The organism is Teichococcus aerofrigidensis (assembly GCF_054073225.1).
Genome location: NZ_JBSXMU010000047.1, coordinates 1 through 16,382, shown reverse-complemented (window position 1 = coordinate 16,382; position 16,382 = coordinate 1). Strand labels below are relative to the sequence as shown.

Below are 16,382 nucleotides of genomic sequence, written 5' to 3'. Positions count from 1 at the left end.
TTGCATGCGGTCCATTACGTGGCCGCAGCGCGCCGATCACCTTCGCCGGCGCTTCCGCCGGTCATCGGACAGGGGCCACGTGCCCCGGGAGCAGGACTCAATGGCACGCATCGCAGGCGTGAACATTCCAACCAACAAGCGCGTTCTCATTTCCCTCCGCTACATCTACGGCATCGGTCCGGCGAATGCGAAGGTGATCTGCGAGCAGCTCGGCATCCCCGAGGATCGCCGCGTCAACCAGCTGACGGATGAGGAGATCCTCAAGATCCGCGAGCTGATCGACCGCGAGTACCGGGTCGAGGGCGACCTGCGCCGCGAGAACGCGATGAACATCAAGCGCCTGATGGACATGGCCTGCTACCGTGGCCTGCGTCATCGCAAGGGCCTGCCTGTCCGTGGCCAGCGCACGCACACCAACGCCCGCACCCGCAAGGGCAAGGCCGTGGCGATCGCCGGCAAGAAGAAGGTGACGAAGTAAGATGGCCCGTCAGCCCACCGGTCGTCCGCGCAAGAAGGAACGGAAGAATATCGCTTCCGGCGTCGCGCACGTCCTCGCCTCGTTCAACAACACCATCGTCACCATCACCGACAGCCAGGGCAATGCCATCGCCTGGTCCTCGGCCGGCAGCCAGGGCTTCAAGGGCAGCCGCAAGTCCACGCCCTATGCCGCGCAGGTCGCCGCCGAGGATGCCGGCCGTAAGGCCCGCGAGCATGGCATGGAGACGCTGGAGATCATGGTCTCGGGTCCCGGCTCGGGGCGCGAGTCGGCGCTCCGCGCGCTGCAGGCCGTCGGCTTCTATGTCACCGCCATCAAGGACGTGACCCCCATCCCGCACAACGGCTGCCGTCCGCGCAAGCGGCGTCGGGTCTGAGGCGAGGCTGCAGGAGAAACCGAACGTGCTCGAGCGCAACTGGCGTTCCCTGATTCGCCCCGAGAAGCTCGAAGTCGAGTCCGGGGCCGACCCTTCGCGCACGGCGACGGTGGTGGCGGAGCCGCTCGAGCGCGGCTTCGGCATGACCCTCGGCAATGCGCTGCGGCGCGTGCTGCTCTCCTCGCTCCAGGGTGCGGCGGTCACCGCCATCCGCATCGATGGCGCGCTGCATGAGTTCAGCAGCCTGCAGGGCGTCCGCGAGGATGTCACGGACATCGTCCTCAACATCAAGCGCCTGGCGATCCGGATGCAGGGCGAGGGGCCGAAGCGCCTCCAGCTCACCGCGACCGGCCCGGGCGAGGTGACGGCGGGCCAGATCCAGACCATCGGCGACATCGAGATCGCCAATCCGGAGCTGGTCATCTGCACCCTCGACGACGGCGCCAAGCTGTCGATGGAGCTGACGGTCGATATCGGCAAGGGCTATGTGCCCGCCTCCGAGAACCGGCCCGAGGACGCCCCGATCGGCCTGATCCCGGTCGATGCCATCTATTCCCCGGTCCGCCGCGTGGCGTATCAGGTGCAGCCGACCCGCGTCGGTCAGCGCACCGACTACGACAAGCTGGTGCTGACGGTGGAGACGGACGGCACGATCGCGCCGGACGATGCCGTGGCCCTGGCGGCCCGCATCCTGCAGGACCAGCTGCAGCTCTTCATCAACTTCGATGAGCCGCGCCAGCGCGTCGTGGAGGAGGTGCAGGACGACCTGCCCTTCAACCGCAACCTGCTGCGCAAGGTGGATGAGCTGGAGCTGTCGGTCCGCAGCGCGAACTGCCTGAAGAACGACAACATCGTCTACATCGGCGACCTGGTACAGAAGACGGAGCAGGAGATGCTCCGCACTCCGAACTTCGGCCGCAAGTCGCTGAACGAAATCAAGGAAGTCCTCGCCTCCATGGGGCTGAGCCTGGGCATGACCGTGCCGGGCTGGCCGCCGGAGAACATCGAGGACCTCGCCAAGAAGATCGAAGAGCCGTTCTGATTTCGGCCGCGTGAAGGAATAGAACCATGCGTCACGGGGTTGCCGGCCGGAAGCTCGGCGTCACCTCCACCCACCGTATTGCGATGCTCCGCAATATGGCGACCAGCCTGCTCAAGCACGAGCAGATCACCACGACCCTGCCCAAGGCCAAGGAGCTGCGCCCGTATGTCGAGCGCATCATCACCCTGGGCAAGCGTGGCGACCTGCATGCGCGCCGCCAGGCCTATGCGCAGATCATGGACCCGAAGGTGGTGGACAAGCTCTTCACCACCATCGCCGAGCGCTACAAGGGCCGCCAGGGTGGCTACACCCGCGTCCTGAAGGCCGGCATGCGCTATGGTGACGCCGCCGACATGGCGGTGATCGAGCTGGTCGAGCGCGACGTCGCCGCCAAGGGCCAGGACAGCGGTCCGAAGCCCGTCGCGGCCGAGGCCGAGGGCCAGCAGGACGCGGCGTAAGCCGTCTCCTCCGGCCGGGATGAACGAAGGGGCGGATGGGCAACCATCCGCCCCTTTCGCGTGGCGCCCCGCGCCGGGCAACGCCGCGCCCCGGCCCGGCGTTGTCGCTCTGCCCAGCCCAGGAGCCCGCCATGCCCGGCCATCGAGCGACCCGGACCGACCCCGCCTTGTGGGAGAAGGTCAAGGCGGAGGTGCAGCAGGGCGACAAGGGTGGCGAGCCGGGGCAATGGTCGGCCCGCAAGGCGCAGCTGGCGGTGCGGGCGTACAAGAAGGCGGGCGGCGGCTATTCCGGCGCCAGGAGCAGCGCCAATCACCTGACGGCCTGGACGCGGGAGGACTGGGGCACCCGGTCCGGCCGCTCCTCGCGCGAGACCGGTGAGCGCTACCTGCCGCGCCAGGCACGGGAGGGGCTGAGCGAGGCCGAATACCGCGAGACCTCGGCCCGCAAGCGGCAGGACAGCGCGGCGGGACGGCAATTCTCCCCGCAGCCGGCGGCGATCGCGCGCAAGACGGCGCGCCTCCGCCGGTCCTGAGCGCCGGCCCTGAGCGTGGGCGCGCGTCCTGCCGGCCTTGCGGGACAGGGCCGGAAGGCGCTTTGATGCCTCCCCCTCCGACCCCGAGCCGGCAAGGAAGCCCCGCATGCGTGTTTCGGTCGTGCAGATGAATCCCGGCCACGACAAGGCCGCCAATATCGCCCAGGCGCGGGGCCTGATGGAGGCCGCGATCGAGGCGGACCGGCCGCAGATGCTGGTCCTGCCCGAGATGTGGACCTGCCTGGGCGGCGACCGCCCGACCAAGCTGGCCGCCGCCGAGGCCCTGCCGCCCGCCGGTTCCCACGCGCCGGGCGGCGAGGCCTACGAGTTCCTGCGCGACACGGCCCGCCGGCACGGCGTCCATGTGCATGGCGGCAGCATTGGCGAGGCGGCGGGCGAGAAGCTCTACAACACCAGCCTCGCCTTCGGCCCCGAGGGGCAGGAGCTGGCCCGCTACCGCAAGGTCCACCTCTTCGACATCACCACGCCCGACGGCACCGGCTACCGCGAGAGCGCCACCTATGGCGGCGGCGAGGCGGTGGTGACCTACCAGGCCGGCGAGATCCGGGTGGGCTGCGCCATCTGCTACGACGTCCGCTTCCCCGAGCTCTTCCTGGCCCTGCGCCGGGCGGGGGCGGAGCTGATCATGCTGCCCGCCGCCTTCACCCTGCAGACCGGCAAGGACCATTGGGAGGTGCTGATCCGCGCCAGGGCCATCGAGACGCAATGCTGGTTCGCCGCCCCCGCCACCTGGGGCGAGCACCAGGAGAAGGCCGGGCCGCGCCTGACCTACGGGCATTCGCTGATCGCCGATCCCTGGGGCCATGTCGTCGCCCGCGCGAGCGACGGGAAGGGCTGGGCGACGGCCCGCATCGACCCGGCGCTGACCGCCCGCGTCCGGCGGGACATGCCGGTGCTGGAGCATCGCGCCGCCGCCCGCGCGCAGTACTGACGCCGGCGCTATGACTGCGGCTTTGCTGGGCCATGGCTCCAGTTTCGGCGAGGCGCCGGAGCTGCCGGCCGACCTGCGCGGGCACATCGCCTTCCTGGCCGCCGCCACCGATGTCGCCGAGACGGCGCGGGACCGTTTCATCGCCCTCTATGGCGACGCCGCGCCGGACGCGGCCGCGGTGGTGGTGGCGCTGGGCGGCGACGGCTTCATGCTGGAGACCCAGCACCGCTTCCTCGGGCGCAACCTGCCGGTCTATGGCATGAACTGCGGCAGCGTCGGCTTCCTGATGAACGCCTTCCATGAGGACGACCTGCTGCCGCGCCTCGCCGCCGCCCAGGCGGCCATCCTGCACCCGTTGCGGATGCGGGCGCTGGATGCCACCGGGGGGCTGCGCGAGGCGCTGGCGATCAACGAGGTCTCGCTGCTGCGCGAGACGCGGCAGGCGGCGAAGATCCGCATCCTGGTCGACGGCAAGGAGCGGCTGCCGGAGCTGATCTGCGACGGCATCCTGGTGGCGACGCCGGCCGGCAGCACCGCCTACAACCTCTCGGCCTATGGCCCGATCGTGCCGCTGGGCGCGAACCTGTTGCCGCTGACGCCGATCTCGGCCTTCCGCCCGCGGCGCTGGCGTGGCGCGCTGCTGCCCTCGGAGGCGGTGGTGATGTTCCAGATCCTGGAGCCCGGCAAGCGCCCCGTCGCGGCCGTGGCCGACAATGTCGAGGTGCGCGACATCCGCTCGGTCGAGGTGCGGGAGGACCGCTCGGTGCGGATGACCCTGCTCTTCGACCCCGATCACGGCCTGTCGGAACGGATCATCGCCGAGCAGTTCACCGTCTGAAGGGCGGCCGGCTGAAGGGCGGCCGGGAGCTTCCCCCCGGCCGCCCGCCGCGTCACTTCTCCCGGCGCACCCCCATGGCCGTGGTGCGCTCGTCCATGCGCGGGACATAGGTCAGCCCCTTCCGCAGGGCCCAGGTGTTGACCAGCTGGAACAGCGGCAGGATGGCCTGCTCGTCCATGGCGTATCGCACCGCCTCCTGCAGCAGCTTCTCCCGCTTCGCGTCGTCGATCGTGGAGGCGGCGCGGCTGGTCATCGCGTCCAGCTCCGGGTTGGAGTAGCGGCCGCTGTTGCTGGCGCCGGTGCGCCTGTCGCGGTCGAAGGTGCCGATGATGTTGACCAGGAGGTAGGAGGCCTCGCCGGTCGTGCTGCCCCAGCCGGAGAGGCGCATGCCGAATTCCTGCCGGTTCGACCGGACGGAGAAGCTGGCCCAGGGCAGCGCCTCGACCTGGGTCTGCACGCCGATGCGGGTCCACATCTGGGCGATCGCCTGGGCGGTCTTGGCGTCGTTCGGGTAGCGGTCGTTCGGCGTGTGCAGGGTTATCCGCAGGCCCCGCGGGAAGCCGGCCTCGGCCAGCAGCGCCTTGGCGCCGTTCGGGTCGTAGGCCAGCGGCTTGACCGCCGGGTTGTAGCCGAAGGTGCCGGGGGGCAGCCACTGGCCGGTGGGCTTGGCGGTGCCTTCCATCACCCGGTCCGCCAGCGCCTCGCGCTGGATCGCCATGGAGAGGGCGCGCCGCACCCGGACATCCTGGAACGGATTGCGGGCCAGGGGCTTGCCCTCATGGTCGGCGACGAAGGGAACCTCGCCGGTGCGGGAATAGTCCGGCATCAGGTAGATCAGCCGCACGCCCTCGATCTCGGCCAGGGTGATCCCCGCGTCGCGCTTCAGCCGCGGCAGGTCGCTGGCCGGCACCTGGTCGATGATGTCGACATCGCCCGAGAGGATGGCGGCGCTGCGCGCGCCATCATTGTTGATGAAGCGCAGATTGACCTTCTCCCAGGGCTCCTTCTCGCCCCAGTAGGCATCGTTGCGCACCAGCTCGGCCCGGTCGCCGGGGCGGTAGGCCTGCATGCGGTAGGGTCCGGTGCCGATCGCCGCCTTGCCGGAATTGTAGTCCTCGGTCGAGGCATTCTCGCCCGCGTGGCGGGAGATCACCGAGATCGCGCCAAGCTCCACCGGCAGCAGCGGATGCGGCTGGGCGGTGTGGAAGCGCACCGTCAGCGGATCGACCACCTCCACGCGCGTGATGGCGCGCACGAAGCCGCCCATGCCGCCGGGGCTGTTCGGCACGTTGGGCGCGCGGGCGATGGTGAAGGCCACGTCCTCGGCGGTGAAGTCGCGGCCGTCATGCCATTTGACGCCGGGGCGCAGCTTGAACTCCCAGACCGTCGGCTCCACCGTGCGCCAGCTCTCGGCGAGCTGCGGATGGGGCTGCGCCGTGGCGTCCCGGCCGACCAGATAGTCATAGACGTGCATGGCCAGGGTGTGGTTCGGAGCGGCGTTGTAGAAGTGCGGGTCAGCCGAGGTGACGGCGCCGCCGATGCCGATGTTCAGGGTCTGGGCCTGCGCCGGAGCCAGGGCAAAAGAAGCCAGGGCAAGAGGGGCGATCAGCGGCGCGGCGAGCAGGGCGGTCCGCAGACCTTTGGAAAAGGGCATAATCTCGTTCTCTCCCGACACAAAACGGCCATAACCTAGCGAGGGCGATCCCAGGCTGCTACACTGCGAGGTAAAGAAGCTGTAATCTTTCAAGCCATTCTCCATATCCTGGGGGCGTAGAATGATCCGCAGAGCTCGGGCGGCCACCGTGGCTGCCGTTTTGGCGCTGACCCCAGGCCTGGCCGGCGCGGCCTGGGCGCAGAACCTGACCATGGCGGTGGGGGCGCAGGTCACCTCACTCGACCCGCACTACCACGCCCTGTCGCCCAACTTCGCCGTGGCGACCATGCTGTTCGACACGTTGACCCGCCTCGACGAGAACGCCCGGCTGCAGCCCGGCCTCGCGGAGAGCTGGAAGCCGGTCGAGCCGACGATCTGGGAATTCAAGCTGCGACCGGGGGTGAAGTTCCACAACGGCAACGACTTCGCCGCCGAGGACGTGGCCTTCACCGTCGACCGTGTGCCAAACGTGCCGAACAGCCCTTCCTCCTACGGCATCTACACGCGCGCCATCGAGCGGGTGGAGCTGGTCGATCCGCTGACGGTGCGCTTCCACACGCGCGCGCCCTATCCGCTGCTGCCGACCGACCTGGCCCAGGTCGCGATGCTGGATCGCCAGACCCACGAGAACGCGACGACCGAGGGGTTCAACGCCGGCACCCTGGCGATCGGCACCGGCCCCTTCCGCTACGTCTCCTTCCGCTCGGGCGACCGGCTGGAGCTGCAGCGCAACGACGACTACTGGGGCGAGAAGCCGCACTGGGAGAAGGTGAGCTACCGCATCCTGGCCAATGACGCCTCGCGCACCGCGGCGCTGCTGGCCGGCGATGTGGACTTCATCGACCAGGTGCCGACGAGCGACCTCAACAATCTGCGCCGCAGCGACCGCGTCCACCTCGCCGAGCGGGACGGGCTGCGCATCATCTTCCTGGCGCTCGATCACCAGCACCCGGAGGGTTCGCCGCTCATCACCGACGCGCAGGGCCGCAAGCTCAGCGTCAACCCGCTGCGCGACATGCGGGTCCGCCGCGCGCTGTCGCTCGCCATCGACCGTCCGGCCATCGCCGCGCGCGTCATGGAAGGCACGGCCAAGCCGAGCGGGCAGTTCCTGCCGACCTCCGCCTTCGGCGCCATCCCGGACCTCGAGGCGCCGGCGACCGACGCGGAGGCGGCCAAGAAGCTGCTGGCCGAGGCCGGCTATCCCGACGGCTTCCGCATCACGCTGAGCGGCCCGAACGACCGCTACATCAACGATTCCCGGATCATCCAGGCGATCGGCCAGATGTGGACCCGCATCGGCGTGCGCACCACCGTGGACGCGCAGCCCTGGACCACCTTCGTCGCTCGCGCCGGCCGCTTCGAGCTGAGCGCCTTCCTGGTCGGCTGGAGCAGCTCCTCGGGCGAGGCCTCGAACCCGCTTCGCTCGCTGGTCGCCACCTACGACCGGGACAAGGGCTTCGGCACCTCGAACCGCGGCCGCTATTCCAACCCGGCGATGGACGCCAAGCTCGAGGAGGCGCTGCGCGAGCTGGATGACGGCCGGCGCGAGGCGCTGCTGCGCGACGCGACCCGCATGGCCATGGAGGATGTCGGCATCATCCCGATCCACCTTCAGAAGAACGTCTGGGCGATGCGCCCGACCCTGACCCACAATTCCCGCACGGATGAGTTGACGCGGGCGCAGGATGTGCGCCCGGCGGCCTCCAACTGACGGCACCCTGATCCATGAGTGTTTACCTGTTGCGGCGGCTGTTGCAGTCCGCCCTCGTGATGCTGGCGATGTCGGTCATCGTCTTCGTCGGCGTCTATGCCATCGGCGATCCGGTCGAGATCCTGATCAGCCCCGACGCCGATCAGATGGAGCGCGAGCGCGCCATCCAGGCGCTCGGCCTCGACCTGCCGCTGTGGCAGCAGTACCTGTCCTTCCTGGCCAATGCGCTGCGCGGCGATCTCGGCCGCAGCTTCGTCTTCAACGAGCCGGCGCTGCAGCTGATCCTGCAGCGCATGCCGGCGACGCTGGAGCTCGCCTTCGGCGCCATGTTCCTGGCGCTGCTGGTCGGCCTGCCGCTCGGCCTCTACGCCGGGCTGAAGCCGAATTCGACCGGCTCCAAGGTGATCATGGCCGGCTCCATCCTCGGCTTCTCGCTGCCCACCTTCTGGGTCGGCCTGATGCTGATCATGGTCTTCGCCGTGCAGCTCGGCTGGCTGCCCTCCACCGGGCGCGGCCCGACCGTCGAGGTGCTCGGCCTGCGCTGGTCCTTCCTGACCTGGGACGGCCTCAGGCACCTCGCCATGCCGGCGCTGAACCTCGCTCTGTTCAAGATCAGCCTGGTCATCCGCCTGACCCGCGCCGGCGTGCGCGAGACCATGCTGATGGACTACGTGAAGTTCGCACGCGCCAAGGGGCTGACCAACAACCGCGTCACCTATGTGCACGTGTTCAAGAACATCCTGATCCCGGTCGTCACCGTGGTCGGGCTCGAGCTCGGCTCCACCATCGCCTTCTCGGTGGTGACGGAAAGCGTCTTCGCCTGGCCGGGCATGGGCAAGCTGATCATCGACAGCATCAACGTGCTCGACCGCCCGGTGATCGTCGCCTACCTGATGATCATCGTGCTGATGTTCATCACCATCAATCTCGTGGTCGACCTCGCCTATTCGGCGCTCGATCCGCGGGTGCGGCTGGAGAACAAGTGAGATGAGCACGACCACCGCCGCCCCCGACACGCCCGCGGCCGCGCCCAAGGCCGAGACGCCCTGGCGCCGCTTCGCCGCCGAATTCGCCGAGAGCAAGCTGGCGCTCCTCGGCCTGGGCGTCTTCGTCCTCATCGCCCTGATCGCCATCTTCGCGCCCTGGCTGGCGCCGCAGAACCCCTACGACCTGGCGCAGCTCGACATCATGGACGGGCGGCTGGAGCCGGGCACGCGCAACGGGATGGACACCTTCACCTACTGGCTCGGCACCGATGACCAGGGGCGCGACATGCTCTCCGGCATCATGTACGGGCTGCGCATCTCGCTGCTGGTGGGCGCCGGCTCGGCCATCATCGCCTGCGCCGTCGGGGCCTCGCTCGGCCTGCTCGCCGCCTATGCCGGCGGGCGGACCGACACCGTCATCATGCGCCTGGTCGACCTGCAGCTCTCCTTCCCGACCATCCTGGCGGCGCTCATGATCCTCGCCTTCCTCGGCAAGGGCGTGTTCAACGTCGTCATCGCGCTGGTCATCGTGGAATGGGCCTACTACGCCCGCACGGTGCGCGGCACGGCGCTGGTCGAGCGGCGGCGCGAGTATATCGAGGCGGCGCAGTGCCTGGCCCTGCCGACCCGGCGCGTCATCTTCCGCCACCTGCTGCCGAACTGCATGCCGCCGCTGATCGTCGTCGGCACCATGCAGATCGCCCGCGCCATCGCGCTCGAGGCGACGCTCTCCTTCCTCGGCCTCGGCGTGCCGATCACCGAGCCCTCGCTCGGCCTGCTGATCTCCAACGGCTACGAGTACATGCTCTCCGGCCGCTACTGGATCAGCTTCTATCCGGGCATCGCGCTGCTCGTGACCATCGTGTCGATCAACCTGGTCGGCGATCAGCTGCGCGACGTGCTCAACCCGCGGCTCAAGAAGTAAAGGACCGGGCATGGCTGTCACCCCTGCTGCCGCCACCCAACCGGCCCCCGTCGCGGCCCCGACCCTCGAGGTCCGCAACCTCAGGACCCACTTCTTCACCCGCGCGGGCGTGGTGAAGGCGGTGGACGACGTCTCCTTCACCGTCGGCCGCGGCAAGGTCCTCGGGCTGGTGGGGGAATCCGGCTCCGGCAAGACCGTCACCGGATTCTCCATCCTCGGCCTGGTCGATCCGCCGGGCCGCATCACCGGCGGCGAGATCCTGTTCCACGGGCAGAACCTGGCGAAGCTCTCGGAGGAGGAGATGCGGAAGCTGCGCGGCAACCGCATCGCCATGATCTTCCAGGACCCGATGATGACGCTGAACCCGGTGCTCCGGGTCGACACGCAGATGATCGAGACCGTCCTGGCGCACGAGAAGGTCAGCAAGGAGGAGGCCCGCCAGCGCTCGCGTGATGCGCTGGGCATGGTCGGCATCCCCTCGCCGGACGAGCGGCTGAAGAGCTATCCCCACCAGTTCTCGGGCGGCATGCGCCAGCGCGTGGCCATCGCCATCGCTCTGCTGCACCGGCCCGAGCTGATCGTGGCCGACGAGCCGACCACCGCGCTCGACGTCACCATCCAGGCGCAGATCCTGGCCGAGGTGCAGAAGCTCTGCGCCGAGACCGGCACGGCGATGATCTGGATCACCCATGACCTCTCCGTCGTCGCCGGCCTCGCCGACGACATCGCGGTGATGTATGCCGGCCGCGTGGTGGAGAAGGGCGCGGTGGGCCCGGTGCTGGACGCGCCGCTGCACCCCTATACCGAGGGGCTGATCGGCAGCGTACCGTCGCGCAACAAGCGTGGCGAGCCGCTGCGCCAGATCCCCGGCATGACGCCCTCCCTGCTCAGCCTGCCGCCGGGCTGCGCCTTCCGGGGCCGCTGCCCCAAGGCGCAGGACAAGTGCCGCGAGGAGCCGCCCTTCGGCGAGGTGCTGCCGGGCCGCGAGGCGCGCTGCTTCTTCCCCAACCTCACCCCCGCCGAGGCCGCCGCATGAGCACGCCGATCATCGAGTTGAAGGGCGTCTCCAAGCGCTTCTCGAAGAAGCAGGACTTCGCCGGCAAGCTGATCGGCAGGCTGACCGGCGGCGTGAAGGACGAGACGGTGCATGCCGTGGACGGCGTCGACCTGACCGTCAACAAGGGCGAGGTGGTCGGGCTGGTGGGCGAATCCGGCTGCGGCAAGTCCACCCTGGGGCGCATGGTGGCCGGCATCATGCCGGCCTCGGGCGGCGAGATCCTCTGGCACGGCCAGCCGGTCGCCAGCCTCAGCGGCGCCGAGGCCCGCCGCGCCAAGCTGCAGACGCAGATGATCTTCCAGGACCCCTATGCCAGCCTGAACCCGCGCATGCGGGTCTCGGAGATCGTCGGCGAGGCGCCGAAGGTGCATGGGCTGGTCCCGCGCGGCACCTATGATTCCTACGTGGACAACCAGCTGCGCCGGGCCGGGCTCGATCCCTCGCTGAAGCGGCGCTATCCGCACCAGTTCTCCGGCGGCCAGCGGCAGCGCATCGGCATCGCCCGCGCGCTGGCGGTGCAGCCGGAGTTCATCGTCTGCGACGAGGCGGTGGCGGCGCTCGACGTCTCGATCCAGGCGCAGATCCTGAACCTGTTCATGGAGCTGCGGCGCGATCTCGACCTGACCTACCTGTTCATCAGCCACGATCTCGGCGTCGTCGAGCACCTCTCCGACCGCGTCGTCATCATGTATCTGGGCCGGGTGGTGGAGGAGGCCAGGGCGGAGGAGATCTTCGCCCGCGCCAACCACCCCTATACCCAGGCGCTGCTGGACGAGGTGCCGCGCATCGAGGCCCGGAAGAAGCACTTCGCCGGCATCAAGGGCGAGATCCCCTCGCCGCTGGACCCGCCGTCGGGCTGCCACTTCCACCCGCGCTGCCCGCATGCCTTCGACCGCTGCCGCGTCGAGCGGCCGGCGCTGCGCGAGGTGGCGCCGGGGCACCGCTCCGCCTGCCACCTGAACGACAAGGCCGCCTGAGAAAAGGGCCAGGCCCGGGCTTGCCTTGCCTCCGGCCGAGGCGGCAAGCTCGGGCCATGTCGATCACCCTCTACCACAACCCCGCCTGCGGCACCTCGCGCCGGGTGCTGGAGATGCTCCGGCAGGCCGGTCACGCGCCCCGGATCGTCGAGTATCTGAAGAACCCGCCGGACCGCCCGACGCTGGAGCGGCTCTTCGCCGCGCTCGGCCCCGCCATGCTGCGGCGCAAGGGCGCGCCCTATGACGCGCTGGGGCTGGACGATGCGGCGCTCGCGCCCGCGGCGCTGCTCGACGCGGTGCAGGCCCATCCCATCCTGATCGAGCGCCCGATCGTGGAAACCCCCCTCGGCATCCGCCTCGGCCGGCCGCCCGAGGCGGTGCGGGAGATCCTTCCCGCTTGACCGGGCGGCTGCTGCCCGTCCTCTCCCTGCTGCTGGCCGGCTGCGCCCTGTCGGAGGCCCGCATGGTGGCCGAGGCGCGGCGGGACATGGTGGGGCTGCGGCGCGCCGATCTCTATGTCTGCGCCGGCTTCCCGAGCCGGACGGAGCGGATCGACGTGCTGCGGGAGATCTACAGCTACGAGCTGCAGGGCCATCAGGAAGGCGGGCTGAACCTGAACCTGCCCGTGGTCGGTGGCCTGAACCTGATGGGCGACGCCGGCTATTGCCGGGCCAATTTCGAACTGATCGACGGCATGGTGACGCGGGTGGGCTTCAGCGGCGACAATGATTCCCCCGGCGCGCCGGAAGCCCGCTGCGCGCCGATCATCAAGAGCTGCCTCGGCATGGAACGCTCGGCCCCGCCCAAGGCGCCGGGCTGATCGCGCCGGGCTGATCGCCCCGGACTGATCGCCCCGGATTGATCGCCCCGGATTGATTGCCCTGGGCCTACTCCTCCGTCGCCTCGGCCACAGGCAGAATGGCGGTTTCCTTGGCGGAGGTGATGGCCAGGATGGTCTCGGTCCGCTCCACCCCCGGCTGGCCGCGCACCTGCTCGGCGACGAAGCGTTCCAGCGTGGCGAGATCGGGCAGGCGCAGCTTCAGGAGGAAGGTCCAGGCGCCGGTGACATGATGGCATTCCAGCACCGGCTCGGCCGCCCGCATGGCGATGCGGAAGGCATTCTCCTCCCGCCCCGGCCGCAGCGAGACGAAGACGAAGGCGAGGAGGGGGCAGCCGATGGCGCCGGGGTCGAGATCGGCGCGCCAGCCGCGGATGGTGCCGCGTTCCTCCAGCCGCTTGACCCGCTCGGCCGTGGCCGAGACCGAGAGGCCGGCGACCTTGGCCAGCTCGGCGAGTCCCGCCGCGCCATTGTCCTGCAGGGCGACGAGAATGTTCCGGTCGATGGCATCCATGGCGCGACTTTATCCGGCGCTTCACGATCGCGAAACGTGAAAATGGCGCATGGATGCGGGATAAGGCGGGAAGGGGATGGCCCTTCCCGCCCGGCCGTCAGATGTAGTGCTCGGCCAGCGGCTTGAAGCCGTTGAAGCCCTGGCTGGCATAGGTGGTGACATAGGCGCCGGTCGAGAGCAGCTCGATCCGGTCGCCGCAGTCGAGCGCCAGCGGCAGGCGGTAGTTGGACTTCTCGTACAGCGTGTCGGTGCTGTCGCAGGTCGGGCCGGCGATGGTCACGGGACCTTCCGCGCCGCCGTCATGCGGGGTGCGGAAGGCGTACTTGATCGCCTCGCCCTCGGTCTCGGCCAGCCCGCCGAAGCGGCCGATGTCGAGATAGACCCAGCGCACCGGGTCGTCCTTCTCCTTGCGCGAGACCAGCACCACCTCGGTCGAGACGACGCCGGCATCGCCGACGATGAAGCGGCCCGGCTCGATCAGGATCTCCGGCAGGGCATTGCCGAAATGCTCGACCATGGCGCCCATGATGGCGGCGCCGAAATCGTCGATCTCCGGCACCTCCTGGCGATAGCGCACCGGATAGCCGCCGCCGAGATTGGCCATCCGCAGCCGGATGCCGGCGTCCTTCAGGTCGGTGAAGAGCAGGGCGACGCGGGCGATGGCCGCCTCATAGGCGGCGGTGCGGGTCTGCTGGCTGCCGACGTGGAAGGAGATGCCATAGGGATCGAGGCCGAGGTCGCGGGCCAGGATCATCAGCTCGCGCGCCATCTCGACCTCGCAGCCGAACTTCTTCGACAGCGGCCACTCGGCGCCGAGATTGCCCACCAGGATGCGGCAATAGACCCGCGCGCCGGGGGCGGAGCGGGCGAGCTTGCGCAGCTCCGGCTCCGAGTCGAAGGCGAACATGCGCACGCCATGGGCATAGGCGGCCTTGATCGCGCTTTCCTTCTTCACGGTGTTGCCGAAGGAGATCGCCTCGGGCCGGGCGCCGGCGGCCAGGCAGGCCTCGACCTCCTCCAGCGAGGCGGCGTCGAAGCAGGAGTCGAGCCCGACCAGGCGGTCCAGGATCGGAGCCGCCGGATTGGCCTTCACGGCGTAGTAGATGCGGGCGAGCGGCATGGCCGCGCGCAGCCGGCCGTAATTCTCGGCGACGCGATCGACGTCGACGACGAGGCACGGCGTCGCCGGAGCGGCGTCACGCAGGAAGCGGGAGACCTTCGGGGTCATCGCACACCCTCCATCCAATAGGGAGGACCGCCCCTGTTCGGAGGCACGGCCCCAAGTTGACGAAACGGTCGAACGAACCAGCGACCAAGAGAGGCCGGCTGAGGCTCGCGCCTTTCGCCGGGGTTGCCAGAACGCTTGACGTCGTTGCGTAAACCTTTGGCCGATCAGGGTCGGCCGGGGGCCAGAGGCACGTGCGTACTGCGTCTGCGGCGCCATATAGAGATCCCGCCGGCGGACGCAAAGGGTTTTCCGGGGGCATGGCCGGGTTTTTTCCGCATATCTCCCCCGCAAGGCCGGAAACTCCCCGGAAAGCGGGCTTGGCGGCGGGAAGCCTCCAGCGCCGCGATCCCGCTTCAGGCGAATCCGTCCGTTTCCGCCCTGGCCGTCCCCCTGCCCCCCTCGTCGCCATGCAGCCGGACGATGGCCCGCGCCGCCTGGCGGGCCAGCAGCGCCACCTCCTCCTCCCCGGCCGGACCGGACAGGCCGAGCGTCGCGCGCAGGAACAGGTCCCCGCGCAGCAGCGACAGGAACTGCTCGGCGGCGAGGGCGGGAGAGGCGGCGGCGTGCAGCTGGCCGCGCCGCTGCTCCTCGGCCAGCCAGCCGGCCAGCCAGAGGCACATGCCGCGCGGCCCCTCGGCGTAGAAGCTGCGTGCCAGCTCGGGGAAGCGCGGCGCCTCGGCGATGACCATGCGGTGCAGGGCGCGAACCCGCGGCTGCAGCAGGAAGCGCAGCCATTGCGTGCCCAGCTCGGTCAGCGCTTCCTCCAGCCCCAGCTCGTGGCTGGAGAACAGGACCTCCAGCACGCCGCGCATCCGGGCGCAGTTGCCGGCGACGATCTCGGCGAAGAGGGCGTCCTTCCCGGCGAAATGGGCGTAGAGCGTGGCCTTCGAGACCTGCGCGGCGCGGGCGATGCCGTCCATCGAGACGGCGCCGAAGCCTTCGGCGAGGAACAGCCCGGCCGCGGCCTCCAGGATGGCGCGGCGCTTGGGGGAGGTGTCGGTCGCGGCGGCGCTGGCGGGCAGGGTGTCGGACATGACACCGGAGTAAGGCCGCGCCTAGCCCGGATCAACATTAAACTGAACGGTCCAGTTCAGTCTTGACTCGCGGCCGCCCTGCCGTCACCTGCGGGGAAAGCCGAACTGAACCGTTCAGTTCCGAGGTGCCCCGATGAACGCTCCCGTCTCTCCCGCCGCTGCGGCCGAGGCCAGCCGGCTGACGCAGCCGGCCCCGCCGCCGCGCCGCCGCCGGCGCTGGCTGCTCCGCCTGCTGCCGGTCGTGCTGCTGCTCGCCCTGGGGCTGGGCGGAAGCTGGTACTGGACGGTGGGGCGTTTCCTGGCCGAGACCGATGACGCCTATGTGCAGGGCGACATCAGCGTGCTGAGCGCGCGCCTCGAGGCCGATGTCCTGGCCATTCCTGTCGGCGACAACCAGCCGGTCCGTGCGGGGGAACTGCTGATGCGCCTCGACGACCGGGACGCGCGGCTGCAGGTCCGACAGGCGGAGGCCAGCCTGGACGAGGCGGTGGCGGCGGAGGCCACGGCACGCGAGACCCTGGAGCAGCTGCGCGCCCAGATCGGCGCCGCCCGCGCGCAGGTGGCCCAGGCGGAGGCCGAGCAGGTGCGCGCCGCCGCCGATGCCGGCCGCACCCGCGCGCTGGTCGGCGGCGGCTGGTCCTCGCGCCAGTCGAACGACCAGGCGGTGGCCGACCAGCGCAAGGCGGAGGCGGGACGCCAGGCGGCCGAGGCGGAGCTGGCGGTGAGGCAGCGCGCGCTTGCCGTCCAGCAGGCGCAGCTGGAC

Annotated in this window: 19 protein-coding genes; 15 read left to right on the top strand and 4 right to left on the bottom strand. The window is 69.8% G+C overall.

Annotated elements, in window-relative coordinates; genetic code table 11:
- Positions 1–100: 100 nt before the first annotated feature.
- The 7 genes from rpsM to ACVMLK_RS11625 all read left to right on the top strand — a co-directional run bounded on the left by rpsM (position 101) and on the right by ACVMLK_RS11625 (position 4,695).
- A complete protein-coding gene (gene rpsM / locus ACVMLK_RS11655; RefSeq protein WP_040613072.1) occupies positions 101–478 on the top strand; it encodes a 30S ribosomal protein S13 in 378 nt (125 codons plus the stop codon).
- 1 nt (position 479) lies between these two features.
- The gene (gene rpsK, locus ACVMLK_RS11650) at positions 480–872 is read left to right on the top strand and encodes a 30S ribosomal protein S11 (protein WP_099096438.1); all 393 of its coding nucleotides are present in this window, start codon (positions 480–482) and stop codon (positions 870–872) included.
- A 25-nt stretch (positions 873–897) separates the two neighbouring features.
- Complete coding sequence (locus ACVMLK_RS11645; protein WP_198365229.1) at positions 898–1,914, top strand: DNA-directed RNA polymerase subunit alpha; 1,017 nt, start codon at positions 898–900, stop codon at positions 1,912–1,914.
- Between the two features lie 26 nt (positions 1,915–1,940).
- Positions 1,941–2,372, top strand: a complete 432-nt coding sequence (gene rplQ, locus ACVMLK_RS11640) for a 50S ribosomal protein L17 (protein ID WP_198365230.1) — start codon at positions 1,941–1,943, stop codon at positions 2,370–2,372.
- Between the two features lie 131 nt (positions 2,373–2,503).
- Entirely contained in the window at positions 2,504–2,905 is a 402-nt protein-coding gene (locus tag ACVMLK_RS11635) for a hypothetical protein (protein WP_457486493.1), read from the top strand.
- Between the two features lie 106 nt (positions 2,906–3,011).
- Complete coding sequence (locus ACVMLK_RS11630) at positions 3,012–3,857, top strand: carbon-nitrogen hydrolase family protein (protein WP_457486492.1); 846 nt, start codon at positions 3,012–3,014, stop codon at positions 3,855–3,857.
- 10 nt (positions 3,858–3,867) lie between these two features.
- Positions 3,868–4,695, top strand: a complete 828-nt coding sequence (locus ACVMLK_RS11625) for an NAD kinase (protein ID WP_422922522.1) — start codon at positions 3,868–3,870, stop codon at positions 4,693–4,695.
- Positions 4,696–4,747: 52 nt separating this feature from the next.
- Here the strand turns inward: ACVMLK_RS11625 and ACVMLK_RS11620 are convergent, their stop codons facing one another.
- Positions 4,748–6,349: an ABC transporter substrate-binding protein gene (locus tag ACVMLK_RS11620; protein ID WP_457486491.1), complete on the bottom strand. Its 1,602-nt coding sequence runs from the start codon at positions 6,347–6,349 to the stop codon at positions 4,748–4,750.
- Between the two features lie 121 nt (positions 6,350–6,470).
- On the opposite strand from ACVMLK_RS11620, the gene ACVMLK_RS11615 reads away from it, so the two are divergent.
- Genes ACVMLK_RS11615 through ACVMLK_RS11585 form a run of 7 tightly spaced genes read left to right on the top strand, consistent with a single transcriptional unit; the run spans position 6,471 to position 12,825 of the window.
- Complete coding sequence (locus ACVMLK_RS11615; protein ID WP_198365235.1) at positions 6,471–8,060, top strand: ABC transporter substrate-binding protein; 1,590 nt, start codon at positions 6,471–6,473, stop codon at positions 8,058–8,060.
- Positions 8,061–8,074: 14 nt separating this feature from the next.
- Entirely contained in the window at positions 8,075–9,046 is a 972-nt protein-coding gene (locus ACVMLK_RS11610) for an ABC transporter permease (protein WP_198365236.1), read from the top strand.
- 1 nt (position 9,047) lies between these two features.
- On the top strand, positions 9,048–9,971 hold the full coding sequence (locus ACVMLK_RS11605; RefSeq protein WP_198365237.1) for an ABC transporter permease: 924 nt from the start codon (positions 9,048–9,050) through the stop codon (positions 9,969–9,971).
- Positions 9,972–9,981: 10 nt separating this feature from the next.
- Complete coding sequence (locus ACVMLK_RS11600; protein WP_422922526.1) at positions 9,982–11,007, top strand: ABC transporter ATP-binding protein; 1,026 nt, start codon at positions 9,982–9,984, stop codon at positions 11,005–11,007.
- Positions 11,004–12,005 carry an ABC transporter ATP-binding protein gene (locus tag ACVMLK_RS11595; RefSeq protein WP_457486490.1) on the top strand — a complete coding sequence of 334 codons (1,002 nt, stop codon included), beginning with the start codon at positions 11,004–11,006 and terminating at the stop codon, positions 12,003–12,005. The genes ACVMLK_RS11600 and ACVMLK_RS11595 overlap by 4 nt, the downstream gene beginning before the upstream one ends.
- 56 nt (positions 12,006–12,061) lie before the next feature.
- Entirely contained in the window at positions 12,062–12,406 is a 345-nt protein-coding gene (gene arsC, locus ACVMLK_RS11590; RefSeq protein WP_422922527.1) for an arsenate reductase (glutaredoxin), read from the top strand.
- Positions 12,403–12,825, top strand: coding sequence for a hypothetical protein (locus ACVMLK_RS11585; protein WP_198365241.1), 423 nt, complete (start codon positions 12,403–12,405; stop codon positions 12,823–12,825). Before arsC ends, ACVMLK_RS11585 begins: the two co-directional genes overlap by 4 nt.
- 67 nt (positions 12,826–12,892) lie before the next feature.
- Here the strand turns inward: ACVMLK_RS11585 and ACVMLK_RS11580 are convergent, their stop codons facing one another.
- The 3 genes from ACVMLK_RS11580 to ACVMLK_RS11570 all read right to left on the bottom strand — a co-directional run bounded on the left by ACVMLK_RS11580 (position 12,893) and on the right by ACVMLK_RS11570 (position 15,619).
- Entirely contained in the window at positions 12,893–13,357 is a 465-nt protein-coding gene (locus ACVMLK_RS11580; RefSeq protein WP_422922528.1) for an Lrp/AsnC family transcriptional regulator, read from the bottom strand.
- Between the two features lie 97 nt (positions 13,358–13,454).
- Positions 13,455–14,585, bottom strand: coding sequence for a type III PLP-dependent enzyme (locus ACVMLK_RS11575; RefSeq protein ID WP_198365243.1), 1,131 nt, complete (start codon positions 14,583–14,585; stop codon positions 13,455–13,457).
- A 353-nt stretch (positions 14,586–14,938) separates the two neighbouring features.
- On the bottom strand, positions 14,939–15,619 hold the full coding sequence (locus ACVMLK_RS11570) for a TetR/AcrR family transcriptional regulator (protein ID WP_457486489.1): 681 nt from the start codon (positions 15,617–15,619) through the stop codon (positions 14,939–14,941).
- Between the two features lie 133 nt (positions 15,620–15,752).
- Here ACVMLK_RS11570 and ACVMLK_RS11565 point away from each other — a divergent pair.
- Positions 15,753–16,382 (top strand): HlyD family secretion protein (locus ACVMLK_RS11565; RefSeq protein ID WP_457486488.1); only part of this gene is annotated, 630 nt, incomplete at its 3' end.

Coding starts and splice junctions, on each gene's coding strand:
- rpsM (WP_040613072.1), top strand. CDS start 101: ATGGCACGCATCGCAGGCGTGAACATTCCAACCAACAAGCGCGTTCTC.
- rpsK (WP_099096438.1), top strand. CDS start 480: ATGGCCCGTCAGCCCACCGGTCGTCCGCGCAAGAAGGAACGGAAGAAT.
- rplQ (WP_198365230.1), top strand. CDS start 1,941: ATGCGTCACGGGGTTGCCGGCCGGAAGCTCGGCGTCACCTCCACCCAC.
- ACVMLK_RS11635 (WP_457486493.1), top strand. CDS start 2,504: ATGCCCGGCCATCGAGCGACCCGGACCGACCCCGCCTTGTGGGAGAAG.
- ACVMLK_RS11630 (WP_457486492.1), top strand. CDS start 3,012: ATGCGTGTTTCGGTCGTGCAGATGAATCCCGGCCACGACAAGGCCGCC.
- ACVMLK_RS11625 (WP_422922522.1), top strand. CDS start 3,868: ATGACTGCGGCTTTGCTGGGCCATGGCTCCAGTTTCGGCGAGGCGCCG.
- ACVMLK_RS11620 (WP_457486491.1), bottom strand. CDS start 6,349: ATGCCCTTTTCCAAAGGTCTGCGGACCGCCCTGCTCGCCGCGCCGCTG.
- ACVMLK_RS11615 (WP_198365235.1), top strand. CDS start 6,471: ATGATCCGCAGAGCTCGGGCGGCCACCGTGGCTGCCGTTTTGGCGCTG.
- ACVMLK_RS11610 (WP_198365236.1), top strand. CDS start 8,075: ATGAGTGTTTACCTGTTGCGGCGGCTGTTGCAGTCCGCCCTCGTGATG.
- ACVMLK_RS11605 (WP_198365237.1), top strand. CDS start 9,048: ATGAGCACGACCACCGCCGCCCCCGACACGCCCGCGGCCGCGCCCAAG.
- ACVMLK_RS11600 (WP_422922526.1), top strand. CDS start 9,982: ATGGCTGTCACCCCTGCTGCCGCCACCCAACCGGCCCCCGTCGCGGCC.
- ACVMLK_RS11595 (WP_457486490.1), top strand. CDS start 11,004: ATGAGCACGCCGATCATCGAGTTGAAGGGCGTCTCCAAGCGCTTCTCG.
- arsC (WP_422922527.1), top strand. CDS start 12,062: ATGTCGATCACCCTCTACCACAACCCCGCCTGCGGCACCTCGCGCCGG.
- ACVMLK_RS11580 (WP_422922528.1), bottom strand. CDS start 13,357: ATGGATGCCATCGACCGGAACATTCTCGTCGCCCTGCAGGACAATGGC.
- ACVMLK_RS11575 (WP_198365243.1), bottom strand. CDS start 14,585: ATGACCCCGAAGGTCTCCCGCTTCCTGCGTGACGCCGCTCCGGCGACG.
- ACVMLK_RS11570 (WP_457486489.1), bottom strand. CDS start 15,619: ATGTCCGACACCCTGCCCGCCAGCGCCGCCGCGACCGACACCTCCCCC.